The organism is Oceaniradius stylonematis, assembly GCF_003149475.2.
GTDB lineage: Bacteria > Pseudomonadota > Alphaproteobacteria > Rhizobiales > Rhizobiaceae > Roseitalea > Roseitalea stylonematis.
In genome coordinates this window covers 92,460-108,213 of sequence record NZ_QFWV02000005.1, presented here as the reverse complement: position 1 = coordinate 108,213, position 15,754 = coordinate 92,460, and the positions used below count along the sequence as shown (strand labels likewise).

At 63.7% G+C, this 15,754-nt stretch carries 12 protein-coding genes; 9 read left to right on the top strand and 3 right to left on the bottom strand.

What is annotated here, in order from left to right; translation table 11 throughout:
• Positions 1-20: 20 nt before the first annotated feature.
• Entirely contained in the window at positions 21-851 is an 831-nt protein-coding gene (locus DEM25_RS09510; RefSeq protein WP_109766578.1) for a UDP-2,3-diacylglucosamine diphosphatase, read from the bottom strand.
• Positions 852-1,029: 178 nt separating this feature from the next.
• Here DEM25_RS09510 and ppk2 point away from each other — a divergent pair, with 178 nt between their 5' ends.
• The 4 genes from ppk2 (at position 1,030) to DEM25_RS09490 (ending at position 3,752) form a co-directional block, all read left to right on the top strand.
• Positions 1,030-1,959, top strand: a complete 930-nt coding sequence (gene ppk2 / locus DEM25_RS09505) for a polyphosphate kinase 2 (RefSeq protein ID WP_109766579.1) — start codon at positions 1,030-1,032, stop codon at positions 1,957-1,959.
• Positions 1,960-2,243: 284 nt separating this feature from the next.
• The gene (locus DEM25_RS09500) at positions 2,244-2,474 is read left to right on the top strand and encodes a hypothetical protein (RefSeq protein WP_109766580.1); all 231 of its coding nucleotides are present in this window, start codon (positions 2,244-2,246) and stop codon (positions 2,472-2,474) included.
• Positions 2,475-2,491: 17 nt separating this feature from the next.
• Positions 2,492-3,058 carry a DUF6895 family protein gene (locus DEM25_RS18510; RefSeq protein WP_120222699.1) on the top strand — a complete coding sequence of 189 codons (567 nt, stop codon included), beginning with the start codon at positions 2,492-2,494 and terminating at the stop codon, positions 3,056-3,058.
• Positions 2,970-3,752, top strand: coding sequence for a DUF6895 family protein (locus DEM25_RS09490; RefSeq protein WP_147393297.1), 783 nt, complete (start codon positions 2,970-2,972; stop codon positions 3,750-3,752). Before DEM25_RS18510 ends, DEM25_RS09490 begins: the two co-directional genes overlap by 89 nt.
• Positions 3,753-3,764: 12 nt before the next feature.
• Here DEM25_RS09490 and DEM25_RS09485 read toward each other — a convergent pair whose 3' ends face one another.
• Together DEM25_RS09485 and DEM25_RS09480 are read right to left on the bottom strand one after the other, a co-directional pair.
• Positions 3,765-6,326 carry a GcvT family protein gene (locus DEM25_RS09485; RefSeq protein WP_109766582.1) on the bottom strand — a complete coding sequence of 854 codons (2,562 nt, stop codon included), beginning with the start codon at positions 6,324-6,326 and terminating at the stop codon, positions 3,765-3,767.
• A gap of 33 nt (positions 6,327-6,359) precedes the next feature.
• Complete coding sequence (locus tag DEM25_RS09480; RefSeq protein ID WP_109766583.1) at positions 6,360-7,943, bottom strand: trimethylamine methyltransferase family protein; 1,584 nt, start codon at positions 7,941-7,943, stop codon at positions 6,360-6,362.
• Positions 7,944-8,125: 182 nt separating this feature from the next.
• Between DEM25_RS09480 and DEM25_RS09475 the strand changes: the two genes are divergently transcribed.
• The 5 genes from DEM25_RS09475 (at position 8,126) to DEM25_RS09455 (ending at position 15,588) form a co-directional block, all read left to right on the top strand.
• Positions 8,126-9,808, top strand: coding sequence for an NADH-ubiquinone oxidoreductase-F iron-sulfur binding region domain-containing protein (locus DEM25_RS09475; RefSeq protein ID WP_109766584.1), 1,683 nt, complete (start codon positions 8,126-8,128; stop codon positions 9,806-9,808).
• Between the two features lie 3 nt (positions 9,809-9,811).
• On the top strand, positions 9,812-10,297 hold the full coding sequence (locus tag DEM25_RS09470) for a GNAT family N-acetyltransferase (RefSeq protein ID WP_109766585.1): 486 nt from the start codon (positions 9,812-9,814) through the stop codon (positions 10,295-10,297).
• Positions 10,290-10,925 carry a LysE family translocator gene (locus DEM25_RS09465; RefSeq protein WP_109766586.1) on the top strand — a complete coding sequence of 212 codons (636 nt, stop codon included), beginning with the start codon at positions 10,290-10,292 and terminating at the stop codon, positions 10,923-10,925. Before DEM25_RS09470 ends, DEM25_RS09465 begins: the two co-directional genes overlap by 8 nt.
• Complete coding sequence (gene fdhF, locus DEM25_RS09460; RefSeq protein WP_109766587.1) at positions 10,922-13,717, top strand: formate dehydrogenase subunit alpha; 2,796 nt, start codon at positions 10,922-10,924, stop codon at positions 13,715-13,717. The genes DEM25_RS09465 and fdhF overlap by 4 nt, the downstream gene beginning before the upstream one ends.
• 215 nt (positions 13,718-13,932) lie before the next feature.
• Positions 13,933-15,588: an ABC transporter substrate-binding protein gene (locus tag DEM25_RS09455; protein WP_196780340.1), complete on the top strand. Its 1,656-nt coding sequence runs from the start codon at positions 13,933-13,935 to the stop codon at positions 15,586-15,588.
• Positions 15,589-15,754 lie beyond the last annotated feature (166 nt).

The following is a 15,754-nucleotide window of genomic DNA, read 5'->3' as shown; positions in this document are numbered from 1 at the left end:
AATGCCGCATCTGCCAAGGATCAGGCGGCTTTCGTCTTGGCGCCGGCGGCCTTTCTGCTTTTCTTGGCGGCGCCCAGATCGACGACCCGCCCCTTGTGCCGCGAGCGGCTGATGGCGGCCCAGTCGATCAGCACCATCTCGCCCTGATCGGTCTCGGCGATCGCCGTGCAGCTTTCCACCCAGTCGCCCGTATTGATGTAGCGAATGCCATTGTCGTGCTTGATCGTTGCGTGGTGGATATGGCCGCAGATAACGCCTTGAACGCCGGCGCGCCGGGCCTCCCCCGAAAGCGTCTCCTCGAATGCGCCGATGAAGTTGACGGCCTGCTTGACCTTCAGCTTGAGCCATTTGGACAGCGACCAGTACTGGCCGCCCCAAAGCCGCTTGAGCCAGTTCATCCAGCCATTGAGCCACAGCGCGAGCGTGTAGGCCCCGTCGCCAACATGAGCGAGCCATTTGGCATGCACGACAACCATGTCGAACTGGTCGCCATGGATGACCAGATAGCGCGTTCCGTCCGCAGCTTCATAGACGTCCCGGTCGCGCACTTCGATTCCGCCGAAATGAGAGCCCAGATAGGAGCGCATGACCTCGTCATGATTTCCGGGAATGTAGATGATCTCGGTGCCCTTGCGCGCCTTGCGCAGCAGCTTCTGCACGGCATCATTGTGCGATTGCGGCCAGTACCAGCCCTTCTTGAGGCGCCAGCCGTCGAAAATGTCGCCGACCAGATAGATGCGGTCCGCATCGTGTTCGCGCAGAAAGTCGATCAGCATTTCTGCCTGGCAACCACGCGTTCCCAGATGAATGTCGGACAAGAACAGTGTCCGGAACCGTCGAGGCTCGTTCATGGTCGGTACCACCGGTTTCAGATGCCTCGCAGAATCAGACTCGTATGTCACTGGTGTGACGCCGCTTCGCAATGACCTTTCGTCATATGGCGCAAGTCGCATTGCGGCGCATCACAAAAAGGCGTGAGATGAGGCGATATTGCCAGTTGATCTTTCCGCTTTTGAACAGGATACGCAAATGATTGAACAGGACACGATTGCCGGCGACGCCAGCCTGGACGCCGGCCGGCCCGCCACCATTGCCGAAATGCGCAACGATCCCCAGGCGATCGCGCATGCATTCGAAAGCGGCGAATACCCCTATCGCACCAAGATGCGGCGCTCGGCCTACGAGAAGCACAAGGCCGAACTGCAGGTGGAACTGCTCAAGGTCCAGGAATGGGTCAAGGACACCGGCCAGAAGGTCGTGATCCTGTTCGAGGGCCGCGATGCGGCCGGCAAGGGCGGCACGATCAAGCGCTTCATGGAGCATCTGAACCCGCGCGGCGCGCGCGTGGTGGCATTGGAAAAACCGTCCGAACGCGAAAGCACGCAATGGTATTTCCAGCGCTATGTCGAACATTTGCCTGCGGGTGGCGAGATCGTCCTGTTCGACCGGTCCTGGTACAATCGCGCCGGTGTCGAGCGCGTCATGGGCTTCTGCTCGCCCAACGACTATCTCGAATTCATGCGGCAGACGCCGGACTTCGAGCGCATGCTGGTGCGCTCGGGCATTCGCCTGTTCAAGTTCTGGTTTTCGGTCACGCGCGAAGAACAGCTGCGCCGCTTCCAGTCGCGCGGCAAGGACCCGCTCAAGCAGTGGAAACTGTCGCCGATCGACAAGGCTTCGCTGGACAAGTGGGATGACTACACCGAAGCCAAGGAAGCGATGTTCTTCTACACCGACACGGCCGACGCGCCGTGGACGGTGGTCAAGTCGAACGACAAGAAGCGGGCGCGCGTCAACACGATGCAGCATTTCCTGTCGAGCCTGCCTTATCCCAAGAAGGACCGCCGGATCGTGCGCGGTCCCGATCCGCTGATCGTCGGCCATTCGGCGCAGGTGATCGGCCGTTCGGAGCACATATTGGGCGCGACGATGCACCCCGACATGAAAAAGAGCGCCTGACGCGACATCTCGATGTCCGGTCGGGCCCGACGACGTCGCCCATTGAACACCCGATAGTCTCCGGTGCTCTTTGCTCCGGTTGCCGGTGGCGACCGGCGTGCGTGTCGCCCTGCAAGGGCGATGCGCCGTCTGTCACGGAACATTTCACCTTGAAATAAAAGATCGTATCAGAATGGGATTCTACTTGTGATTCAATAAGACTCGTTGAGTCTAGATATGATTTGATGATTCACGTTCAAAATGATAAAGTAATGATTGTTTATTGCTAAGTATTGGAGAAAGTCATGCCGACCATTACAGATGTGCAAAAGCTTGCCACAGAACTTCACAACAAGAAGGCGATCAATCTGGACATGCCGATCCGCGACTTGTTGGAGCCGCAAGGCATCGGGGTGATCGATCCGTCGGGTCCGCTCCAGGACAACGTCATTGCCTGGTCGGAATATGTCCTGGTGACTTCGGGCAAGACGAAACTGATCGCGCGCGACGCGATCGATACGCCGGTCAATCGCTGATCGACGGCGCGACGGCGATGTCCACCATTGCGACCGGGGCGGGCAAAGCGCCTGCGCGTCCCGGCGCGACAGCAACGGCGCGCATGGCAGCCGGCTCCGCACCGCACGAGATGGTCGGCGCGGTGCTTGCCGCCACGGTTGCGCCACTCCGCCTTGTCGCGGCGCGGCCCGACCTTCTGCCGGACGATGATGGGTCGCAGCAGATCATCCATCCGCTCGACAAGATCGCCGCCGAGACGGTTCTGCTGCTCTATGTGGTCGACCGGTACATGCCGCAGCTTGCAAAGGGCGCTGCATTCGCCGATCTGGTCGCCGAGGCCGCAAAGATCGTGCGGTCGGAACGTCATCTGTTCATGTTGCGCGCCAATCCGCGCCTGTGCACATCCTTCGGGATCGGACACGTCCTGCTCACGCGCATGGGCCATCTCGACACGCGGTTCGATGCCGTGTTCGCGCTTTCCGTTTCCGATCCGAGTTTCGTGCCCGCCANCGCCCATGAAGACCTGTCTGGCCGCCGGGCTCGCCACCTCGGCGATCAGCCCGCTCTACATGAACGTCGCCGACCGCTACGCCTTCACGCATGAGATCATGTATGCGACCGACTTCGGCGCCCAAGCGCTTGCCGGCGAGATTTGTCGTGACCGGCTTCTGGAGCGCATCGAAATCGCGCTCTACGATTGCCTTTGGGAATTCGATCTGGACCTGATGGCGGAGTTTGTCGCCTGCGCGGCCATGATCACCGACACGCCGGGCAATACCGTTCGCTTCTGCCGGCATCTGCTGGTCGAGGTCTTCGGCCGAACGGGCTTCCTTCCCTCGCGCAGCTATGACGTGGAGCGCCTGTCCAACCTGCTCGACAGCGACCGGCGGGCCGCCGAGCACTTCTTTCATTCCTACCATACGACCCATGTCTACGCGATGATGCTGTGCCTGACGCGGCACTGGCGAACCGCTGCCGACAGCGCCGAACCCGCGCCGGGTGTGGTCGATGCCGCCTTCTTCGATCTATCGCCCGGCGACCAGCCGGCCCAGTGGATCGGCTTTCTCGATGACTTTGCGTGCCCGAACGCCGACAAGTTGCGCATCGCCAACGGCGTGCAGCTCAGTCGGCTGGCCCGCGGGCGCCGCTTTGAACGGCTGTTTGCGGAGATCGGCCGGATCGTCGGCGAGGGCGCGCCGGTGTCGACGATGCTCGTCGACGAATGCGCACAGGCCATCGGGCGCATTGCCGAAGGCGACCGGGTGCTCGAACGGTCGGGCGCCGCGACGGCTTGCTGAGCGACACGGCGATCAGGCGATACCGCGCATCCGCTTGCCTTCGGGGTCGAAGGGCGGTTGGACCGCTATGACCGCCGGGCGGCGCACGCCCAGCACCTCGATCTCGAACATGCCTTCGTCGCCATGCCCGGCGAGCGCGGCGGGCACATAGCCCTGCGCCATCGACTTTTCGACACCGTGGGCATAACCGCCCGAGGTCACCCAGCCGACAACGCGCCATTCGCCGTCGGTGATCGTTCCCATGCCGGGCGGGTCGAGTTCGGTGCCGTCATCGGTAAATCGGCGCGGGCCAACCTTTTCGGGCGCGCCGACGGTGCCGTAATCGGTGTTGCCCACCTTTGCCCAGACCGGCTCGTCATGCATCACGTCGGCGGTGTCGGCATCGATCATGAACGAGACACGGCGCAGTTTGGGCCCGTCGGCCTTTTCCTTTGCCGCCGCCTCGCGGCCGATGAAGTCGTTCTTGGACAATTTGACGAACCGGTCCATCGACCCTTCGAACGGCCCGTAAATGGGGCGAAGCTCGTGACCCCATGTCGGGAAGTTCTTTTCGAGCCGCATCGACAAAAGCGCACGCATGCCGAAATCCCTGATGCCGAATTCGGCGCCGGCCTCCTTGATGTCGCGATAGAGCTTGCGCGTATAGGCCGGCTCGCACCAGATCTCGTAGCCCAGATCGCCGGTATAGGAGATGCGGCTGACGATGCAGGGTGAGCCCTGAACGTCCATCTGCCGGCTGTCCATGAAGCGGAAGGCTTCGTTGGAGACATCCTGATCGGTCAGCTTTTCCAGGACCTTGCGGCTGTTCGGGCCGGCAATCGACAGCCCGTTCAAGTTCATGCCGAACCGCTTGACCGCGACGGATCCGTCGTCGGGAAGATGCCGCTCGAACCAGCGCATGTGATAGATCTGCGCCGCCGACGAACCCCAGATCATGAAACGGTTTTCGCCCAGCTTCGCTATGGTGAAGTCGCCGATCAGCTTGCCGAATTCGTTGAGCATCGGCGTCAGTACCATGCGGCCGAGCTTCGGCATGGTGTTGGTCATCAGGTGAGACAGCCAGGCCTCCGCTCCATCGCCGGTGACTTCGTACTTGGCGAAGTTGGAGATTTCCGTGATCCCGACATTCTCACGCACGTTTTTCACCTCCGCGGCGACATGCGCGAAATCGTTGGATCGGTGGAAGCTGACCACGTCATGCGCTTCCTCGACCGAGGGCGCATACCACAGCGGCGTTTCAAGCGCCCAGCTGTCGCCCATCACCGCGTGGTTCTCGTTCACCTGAATGTCGTGGATGGGCGTCGTCTGGTGGGGCCGCGCGGCGGGCAGTTCCTCGTTCGGGTAGCGGATGCGGAAGCGCCGCGAATAGTTTTCGCGCACTTTCGCGTTCGTGTAGCGCAGCGTCGCCCATTCGCCGTAGCGCGCCACATCCATGCCCCACACATCGGCACCCGGATCGCCTTCCACCATCCAGTTGGCGAGCGTCAGCCCGACGCCGCCACCTTGAGAAAACCCGGCCATCACGGCGCAGGCCGACCAGAAATTGGTGAGCCCGCGCACCGGGCCGACCAGCGGGTTGCCGTCGGGCGCAAAGGTGAAGGGGCCGTTGATGATCTGCTTGATGCCGGCATTTTCGAACGGCGGGAAATGCTTGAACCCGATCTCGAGCGACGGTGCCAGCCGGTCGAGGTCGGGTTGCAGCAGTTCGTGGCCGAAATCCCATGGCGTGTTGACCGGCGACCAGGGCACGCAGGCCTGCTCATAGGTGCCCAGCAGCATCCCCTTGCGTTCCTGGCGGGTGTAGATCTCGCCCCGGAAATCGACGGCATGGATCAATTCGCGCCCGAACTCCTCATTGAACGCGATCACCTCGGGCATGTCCTCGGTCAGAAGGTACATGTGCTCCATGGCCAGAAGCGGCAGTTCGAGCCCGACCATGCGGCCCACTTCGCGCGCCCAGAGCCCGCCCGCATTGACCACATGTTCGGCGCGGACCGTGCCTTGCTCGGTGGTCACGTTCCATGTGCCGTCGGCATCCTGCGTCAGTTCCTTGACCGGGTTGCGCAGCACGATCTCGGCCCCAAGCGTCCGCGCCGCCTTGGCATAGGCGTGCGTCGTGCCGGACGGGTCGAGATGGCCCTCGACCGGATCCCACAGCGCGCCGACGAACTGGCTTTCGTCCATCAGCGGGAACATGGCTTTCGCTTCGGACGGCGTGATCAGTTCGGTCTGCATGCCCAGATGCCGGCCCTTGGCGTGCAGCGTGCGCAGGAAATCCATCCGCTCGGGGCTTTCGGCGAGCATCACACCGCCGGTCAGATGCAGCCCGCAGGACTGGCCGGAGACCTTTTCGAGTTCGTCATAAAGCCCGACCGTATAGGCCTGCAGCTTGGCGACGTTCGGATCGCCATTGAGCGTGTGGAACCCGCCGGCCGCATGCCAGGACGAGCCCGACGTCAGCTCGGAGCGCTCGATCAGCATGATGTCGGTCCAGCCGGCCTTGGCCAGATGATAGAGCACCGAGCAGCCGACGACCCCGCCCCCGATGACGACGACACGCGTGGATGTTTTCATTTTGCTCCCCTCGATGCATTGGCCGACGTCTATTCAGAAATCCGTCGGCGCGCCGCCTTCCTGCTTGCGCCGGGCGACGAAATCTTCCAGCTCCTCGCGGATCGCCTGGTCCATCGGCGGCGGTTCGAACTCCGCCAGGATGCTCTTCCAGACCTTGTTGGCCCGCTCGGCCGTCTGGACAGACCCGCGGTCGCGCCAGTTCTCGAAATTGCTCCAGTCCGACAGGAAGGGCGCATAAAACGCGCTCTCATACCTGTCCTGTGTGTGCTGGATGCCGAAGAAATGCCCGCCCTGGCCGACCTCGGCGATGGCGTCGAGCGCGATCTCGTCGGCATCCCACCGCACCGGTTTCATATAGGCGATGAGCTGCTGCAACTGTTCGCAATCCATGATGAACTTCTCATAGGATGCACACAGCCCGCCTTCGAGCCATCCGGCGGCATGGTAGACGACGTTCACGCCCGACGTGATCGCGGCGAACAGCGAGTTCGAGCTTTCCCAGGTGGCCTGATTGTCCGGCGCATTGGAAACGCACGTATTCGAGGCGCGCAGAGGCAGGCCGTAATGGCGCGCCATCTGGCCGGTCATCTGCGTCGTGCGCATGTAGTCAGGCGTGCCGAACGCCGGCGCGCCGGTCTTCATGTCGACGTTCGAGGAGAACGTGCCGATGGCGACAGGACAGCCCGGATTGATCGTCTGCACCAGCGCCACCGCGCACAGCGACTCGGCCATTGACTGGGCAACCGTGCCGGCCAGCGTGATCGGGCTCATCGCACCGGCCAGCGTGAAGGGGGTGATGATCGTCGGCTGGCCGCGCCGGGCCAGCCGCATCAAACCGTCGATCATCGGCCAGTCATGCTTGAGCGGCGAGGTCGAGTTGATGTTTGTGTACATGTGCGGCCTGGCGTCGAATTCATCGTGCGACAGCTGGCCGGCGATCCGCACCATCTCGATGACATCCTCGACCCGCTCGGTGCCCAGCGAATAGGCGTGCACGACCTTGTCGGTCAGCGTGAGCTTGTCATAGAGGCAGTCCAGATGCCGGATGGACGGGTGCAGATCCATCGGTTCGACCGGATAGCCGCCGGCGAAATGGATGCAGTTGAAATACTGCGTCAGCTTGAGGAAGTCCCGATAGGCCGAACGGTCGCCGATCCGCCGTCCGCGATCCAGGTCCGAACAGTTGGGTGGTGATGACACATTGCCGAACACGATGTGCTTGCCGCCGATCTCGATTACCCGGTCGGGATTGCGCGGCGTGATCGTGAACTGGCTCGGCGCGAGCGCGACCTTCTCCATGATGTAGTCGCGGCCGAAGCGGACACGGGCGCTCTCGGGCGTCTCATTGTCGATCAGGCATCCTTCCTTGCGGAAGATCTCGACGGCTTCGATGTTCAGGAACTCGACGCCGACCTCTTCGAGAATGCGCATCGTGCCGTCATGGATCGCCTCTACGCCTTCCGCCGGAAGCGGCTCGGTCGGCCGATCCGTGTTGATCGGGATCTCCCAGGGCATTTGGGCAATCGCCGCGCCGCCCCGCCGCATGTTGGCCGCGCGTCCACCGCGCTTGCTGCGTTTGGGCGGCGTTGGTACGGCGTCGCTGATCAATGGGTCCATGGGGTTCTCCCGTCCGCACACTGTCGCCGTTGCCCGGCGCGCCGACGATCAATTCTTCGACCTCCAGCGCTTGCATAGCGACATCGCGCCGGGCGACGATCACGACGCGTGGTTGACGCTCTGGGGAAAGTCGTCTTGTTTCCGGCTCGTTAGGCTGGGCGCGTTGGAGGAGAACCGGCATCATGAATCAGATGCAGCCCGTGCCCCGGCGCCGCAAGTCGCACCTGCCCAAGGGCCGACAGCTGGACGATGCCGCGCTGGATGAAGTGCGCTCTGCGCTGGGCGAAGCGCCGCGCCGCCGCGATCTTCTGATCGAGCATTTGCACGCCATCCAGGACATGTTCGGCTGCCTTGAAGCGCGCCATCTGCGTGCGCTCGCAGAAGAAATGCGTCTCAGCCAGGCGGAGGTCTACGAGGTCGCGTCCTTCTACGATCATTTCGACGTGGTCAGGGAAGGCGAGGACAAACCCGCACCATTGACGATCCGTGTCTGCGATTCGATTTCATGCATGCTGGCGGGCAGCGAGAGATTGATCGCACAGCTTGAAGGCGATGCCGACGCGGCGACGATTCGCGTTGTGCGCGCGCCCTGCATGGGGCGTTGCGCCACCGCACCCGCCGCCCGCATCGGCGATCGCGAGGTCGATCATGCCAACGCAGCGCAAATGCTGCGCATGGCCGAGACCGGCGAATTCGATGTCGCCATGCCCGGCTACATCCCTCTGCACGCCTATCTCGAATTTGGCGGCTATCAGGTCTTGGACCGGGTACGTGGCGGTGACCTCGATCCCGAAACTCTGATCGAAACGCTGTCCGATGCGAGCCTGAAAGGGCTGGGCGGCGCCGGCTTTCCCGCCGGCAAGAAGTGGGGTTTCGTGCGCTCCTATCCCGGCCCGCGCCTGATGACGATCAATGGCGACGAGGGCGAGCCGGGCACCTTCAAGGACCGGCACTATCTGGAGAGCGATCCGCACCGCACGCTGGAAGGCGCGCTGATTGCTGCGCACACGGTCGAGGCGGAGCGCATCTATCTTTACATGCGCGATGAATATCCGGCGGTCTTGGAAATCCTGCGCACCGAAATCGCAGCGCTCGAGGAAGCGGGCCTGTGCGAACCGGGTTTCATCGAACTGCGGCGCGGCGCCGGCGCCTATATCTGCGGCGAAGAGTCGGCGATGATCGAATCGATCGAGGGCAAGCGTGGCCTGCCGCGCCACCGTCCGCCCTATATCGCCGAAGTGGGCCTTTTCGGCCGGCCGACGCTCAACCACAATGTCGAAACGCTGCACTGGATCCGCGACATCGTCGAAAACGGGCCGGACTGGTTCGCCGCACAGGGCAGTGAAGGCCATCCCGGCCCGCGCTCATGGTCGGTGTCCGGCCGCGTCCGGGAGCCGGGCGTCAAGCTCGCGCCGGCCGGTGTCACCGTGCGCGAACTGATCGACGATTATTGCGGCGGCATGGCCGACGGCCACAGCTTCAAGGCCTATCTGCCCGGCGGCGCCTCGGGCGGCATCCTGCCGGCCTCGATGGACGACATTCCCCTCGATTTCGGCGACACGCTGTTCCGCCATGGCGCCTTCGTCGGTAGCCATGCGGTTGTGATCCTGTCGGACAGGGACAACGTCCGCGACGCCGTCCTCAACCTGATGAAGTTCTTTGCCCATGAAAGCTGCGGCCAGTGCACGCCGTGCCGCGGCGGCACCGAAAAGCTGGTGCAACTGCTCGAACGCGAGGGTCCGCTGGACGAGGGCCTGATCCGGGAGTTGGAACAGGTGATGCGCGACGCGTCGATCTGCGGCCTTGGGCAGGCTGCACCCAACCCGGTCAACCATCTGCTGACCCATTTCCGGGAGGATCTGTGAGCGATGCATATCCGACCTGCGACCGAGGCTGACCTGCCCTCGCTTGCCCGGGTGATGGATGAGGAGAACATCCATTATGAGGGCGACGACGCCATGCCGGCTGATGACGTTTTGCCGAAGCTCAAGCGCTGGTTCTCGGCCAATGCGGACACGCTGATGCTTGTTGCCGTTGAAGATCATCATGTGCTGGGTTTTGCTACGCTGGTGCCGCTGTTTCCGGCGGGAAACCTCAATGTCGGCATGTTCATCAAGGACCTTTACGTGGCCGCCGATGCGCGCGGCCGCGGCATTGGCGAGGCATTGATGCGCCGCTGCGCGGCTGAGGCACAGCGGCTTGGCGCAACGCGGCTGGAACTGACGGTCGACAAGGACAATCCGCGCGCCCGGGCGCTCTATGAGCAGCTTGGCGGCCGCGATACGAACAAGGCCTATCTGCGCTGGGACGGCGCGGCGATGGCGGCGCTGGCCGAGGAGACCGAGAATGTTTGAGGCCTATCTCATCACGCTCACGGGAGTCGTGCTCGCGCAGGCCGCGCCGGGGCCCAATCTTCTCGCCGTTGCAAGCGCAGGCCTGGGGCAGGGGCGAAAGACAGCGCTGATGACCGTGATGGGCGTTGCGACCGGCATGATGATCTGGGCCGTTGCCGTTGCATTCGGCCTTGCGGCGGTGCTGACCATCTATCCGAAGCTGTTGACCGCGATGAAGATCGCCGGCGGCGCCTACCTGCTCTGGCTCGCCGTGCGCGCCCTTCTGTCGGCCTGGCGCGGCGGTTCGGCCGGCATCCGGGCGCAGCGCGCGATCCTGTCGGCGGGCGCCGCGTGGCGCCGCGGCCTCCTGGTCGTGCTGACCAACCCGAAGGCGGCGCTCATGTGGACGGCGGTTGGCACGTTCCTGTTCGGGTCCGGCCTTGCCGCCTGGCAGGTGGTCGTGTTCGGGCCGCTGGCCGCCATCTCGGCCATGGCCGTCTATGGCAGCTACGCATTGCTGTTCTCGTCCGGGCTTGCCGCACGCAGCTACAATCGTTTCGCGCGCGGAATCGAAGTGGCGTTCGGCGCCGCATTCGGGGCTCTCGGCGGGCGCCTGCTGGCCGACGGAATTCGGGAGATGCGCACGTGAGCGATCCGGTCATCTTCACACTCGACGGCAAATCCGTCGCCGCCAAACCGGGCGAGACGATCTGGTCCGTCGCCAAACGGCAAGGCACCCGCATCCCGCATCTGTGTCATCTCGACAAGCCCGGCTACCGGCCGGACGGCAATTGCCGCGCCTGCATGGTGGAGATCGAGGGCGAGCGCACCCTGGCCGCCTCATGCATCCGCAAGCCCACCGAGGGCATGACCGTGCGTACCGGCACCGACCGTGCCGACCGGGCGCGCCGCATGGTGTTCGAGATGCTGGCGGCCGACATGCCGTCCCCGGACGAAAGCCCGGACGACCAATCCGCTTTCTGGCAATGGGCCGATCAGATGGGCATTGGCGGGTCGGAACGCCTGCCGTCGAAATTCGGCCACGCCCACCATGACGCGGGTATCCACGACGTCACAAACCCGGCCATCGCCGTCAATCTCGACAGTTGCATCGCCTGTGGGCTGTGCGTGCGCGCCTGCCGGGAAGTGCAGGTGAACGACGTGATCGGCATGGGCAAACGGGGCCATCACGCCGTGCCCGTCTTCGACATTCACGATCCGATGGGGCTTTCGACCTGTGTGACCTGCGGCGAATGCGTGCAGGCCTGTCCGACCGGCGCGCTCTACGAAAAGACCCTGATGGACAAAGCCGGCCGCACCCGCGCCGTCGCCGAGTTCGACAGGTCGGTCGACTCGGTGTGTCCGTTCTGCGGCGTCGGCTGCCAGACCACGGTGAACGTCAAGGACAACCGGATCGTCCAGATCGACGGGCGCGACGGGCCAGCCAACGAAAACCGGCTCTGCGTCAAGGGCCGGTTCGGCTATGATTACGTCATGAGCACGGAGCGGCTGACCAAGCCGCTCATCCGCCGCGAGGACGCGCCCAAGGCGGGCGACATCGACATGCGCTTCATGCAGGTCTCGGACATCTTCCGCGAAGCGTCGTGGGACGAGGCGATGGAACGGGCCGCGTCGGGCCTGGCCGCAATTCGCGACGAACATGGCGGCGGCGCCCTGGCCGGCTTCGGCTCCGCCAAGGGCTCGAACGAAGAGGCTTATCTGTTCCAGAAGCTGGTGCGGCAGGGCTTCGGCACCAACAATGTCGATCATTGCACGCGGCTGTGCCACGCCTCGTCCGTGGCTGCGCTGCTTGAGGGTGTTGGTTCGGGTGCGGTCTCGGCACCGTTCAAGGACGCGATGAAGGCCGACTGCATCATCGTGATCGGCGCCAGGCCGACCACCAACCATCCGGTCGCGGCCACCTATTTCAAGCAGGCCGCCAAGCAGGGCAGGAAGCTGATCGTCATCGATCCGCGCAGGCAGGATCTGATGCGCCACGCATCACACCCGGTCCAGTTCACGCCGGGCTCCGATGTCGCGCTGCTCAACGCGCTGCTGCATGTCATCATCGACGAAAAGCTCTATGACGAACAATATATCCAGGCCAATGTCGACGGCTTTGAAGCGCTCCGGGACAAGGTGAAGGATTTTTCGCCCGAAGCCATGAGCGAAGTCTGCGGCGTTCCGGCCGACATGCTGCGCGATGTCGCCCGAACCTATGCCGGGGCCGAGCGGTCGATCATCTTCTGGGGCATGGGCATTTCCCAGCATACGCACGGCACGGACAACTCGCGCGGGCTGATCGCGCTGGCGCTGATCACCGGCCATGTCGGGCGGCCGGGCACGGGGCTTCATCCTCTGCGCGGACAGAACAATGTGCAGGGCGCATCCGACGCCGGCCTGATCCCGATGATGTATCCCGATTATCGGCTTGTCGAGAACGCCGATATCCGCGCATCGATGGAGGATTTCTGGGGCCGGTCGCTGGACCCCAAGCGCGGGCTGACTGTCGTCGAGATCATGGATGCGATCCATGCAGGCGACGTGCGCGGCATGTACATCATGGGCGAAAACCCGGCCATGTCCGATCCGGACCAGCACCATGCGCGCGCCGCGCTCGCCAAGCTCGACCATCTGGTCGTGCAGGACATTTTCCTGACCGAGACCTGCTGGCACGCCGATGTCGTCCTGCCGGCGTCGGCCCATGCCGAAAAGCTCGGCACCTTCACCAACACCAACCGGCAGGTGCAGATCGGCCGGCCGGCTCTCGATCCGCCGGGTCAAGCGCGGCAGGATTGGGAGCTGATCGTCGATCTGGCGGGCCGCATCGGGCTCGACTGGAACTATGCCGGTGTCGGCGATGTCTACGCCGAAATGGCCTCGGTCATGCCTTCGCTCAAGCATATTTCCTGGGAACGTCTTCAGGCCGAGGATTGCGTCACCTATCCGGTCGACGAGCCCGGCGGGTTCGGCAATGAAGTCATTTTCACCGACGGTTTCCCGACGGCGGACGGCCGCGGCAAGCTGGTGCCTGCCGATTTGCGCCCGCCGGACGAGGTGCCCGACGAGGACTATCCGCTCGTGTTGACCACCGGCCGGTTGCTCGAACACTGGCATACCGGCGCGATGACGCGCCGCGCCTCTGTGCTCGACGATATCGAGCCTGAGGGGATCGCCGCCATGAACCCGCGCGAGATCGGCCGGCACGGTTTCAAGGCGGGCGAGATGATCGCGGTCGAGACCCGGCGCGGCACCATCCAGGCTGTGCTGCGTGCCGATCGCGAGGTGGCCGACGGCATGGTTTTCATGCCGTTCTGCTTCAATGAAAGCCCGGCCAACGTTCTGACCAACCCGCAGCTCGACCCGTTCGGCAAGATCCCCGAGTTCAAATATTGTGCGGCACGGGTGAAGCGGACGGAGACCGCAGAACCTGCGCAATAGGTCCGCCCCGTCTTTCCGGTGCGGAAAAAATCCCGCCGCACCTGCTGTTTGACAGTCGGCAGCGGGTCCTTATGGTTGGATGAGCTAGGGCCGGTTTCGACCATGCCGCCCCCCAAAGGCACCCGCCCAAAAAGCGTCCGGCGGAACAACAGGACGCGCAGACCGATCCCTGACCCCCCTATCCCTTTCGATTGCCCCAAAGGAGCAATGCATCCATGCGCGTACCCGCAAAAACGCACACCGAACACATCCATCCCGCCGCCCGCTCGGCGGCTGACGAGACGAAGGCCGGCACGATGTCGCGCCGCGAGTTCTTTGCCCGCGCCACCGCGTTGGGCGTCGGCGTTGCCGCCGCCTATGCGATGGTCGGGCTTCCCGCTCCCAAGGCACGCGCCGCGACGCCACAGCAGGGCGGTACGCTGCGCATCCAGAGCGAAGTGCGACCCTTGCGCGATCCGCGCACATTCGATTGGCCGCAAATGTCAAACTATACCCGCGGCTGGCTCGAATATCTGGTCGAATACAACCGCGACGGCACCATCCGGCCGATGCTGCTGGAAAGCTGGACCGTCAGCGACGACGCGACCGAATATGTGCTGAACCTGCGTCCGGGCGTCAAATGGAACAATGGCGATGATTTCGTCGCCGAGGACGTGGCCTTCAACATCGAGCGCTGGTGCGAAAAGGACGTGGAGGGCAACTCCATGGCCGCCCGCCTCGACGCACTGATCGACCCCGACACGAACAAGGCGCGCGAAGGCGCCATCGAGGTCGTGGACGATCTGACTGTGCGGCTGAACCTGCCGCGTCCAGACATCACGCTGATCGCCGGCATGTCCGATTATCCGGCGCAGATCGTGCCGCGCGGCTTCGGCGGCGATCCGATGGCCGACCCGGTTGGCACCGGGCCTTACCTTCCGGGAGAATACGCGGTCGGCGACCGTGGCGTGCTGGTGCGCAACGAGGGCCATGAATGGTGGGGCGAGGGCGCCTTCCTCGACCGGATCGAATATATCGACTACGGCACCGAACAAGCCGCCGTGGTTGCCGCCGTTGAATCCGATGAAGTCGACATGGTCTACGAATCGATCGGTGATTTCGTCGCGATCATGGACCAGTTCGGCTGGGCCAAATCCGAGGCGGTGACGGCCAACACCGTTGTCATCCGGCCGAACCAGGATGCCGAAGTGGATGGCGTCAAACCCTATGCCGACGCTCGCGTGCGCCGCGCGCTGGCGCTGGCCGTGGACAATCAGGTCTGTCTGCAGCTGGGCTATGCCGGGCTGGGCACGGTGGCTGAAAACCACCATGTCTGTCCGATCCATCCCGAATATGCGGACATCGGCCCGGCCGAGTTCGATCCCGATGCGGCTATGGCGCTCATGGAAGAAGCCGGCATGGCCGACTTCGAACACGATCTGATCTCGATCGATGACAGTTGGCGCAAGCCGACCTGCGACGCGGTGGCCGCCCAGCTCCGCGCCGCCGGCATCAACGTCAAGCGTACTGTGCTGCCCGGCTCGACCTTCTGGAACGACTGGACGAAGTACCCCTACAGCGCCACCGACTGGGCCCAACGTCCGCTCGGCGTTCAGGTCCTGTCGCTGGCATACCGGTCGGGCGAGGCGTGGAACGAATCGGGCTTTGCCAGTGAAGAGTTCGACCAACTCCTCAACCAGGCGATGGCCATTCCCGACCCTGATCAGCGGCGCGAACTGATGGCGCAGATCCAGCAGATCATGCGCGACGAGGGCGTGATCATCCAGCCCTATTGGCGGTCGACCTACCGGCACGCCAAGCCCGAGCTGATCGGTGCCGAACAGCACCCCACCTTCGAGATCCACGTCTACAAGCTGGGCTGGGCCGCCTGACGACAGGCTTTCATGACAGGCCGTCCGACGCTTCGGTGCCGGGCGGCGGCTTCACTGATCGCCGTGCGTGATGATGCTTTCCGCCGACGCACGCACGGCCGCCTCGACCGTACGGAACTCCATCGCCAGCACCGATTTGGTTTCGCCGTTGTCGATCTGCTTGTGC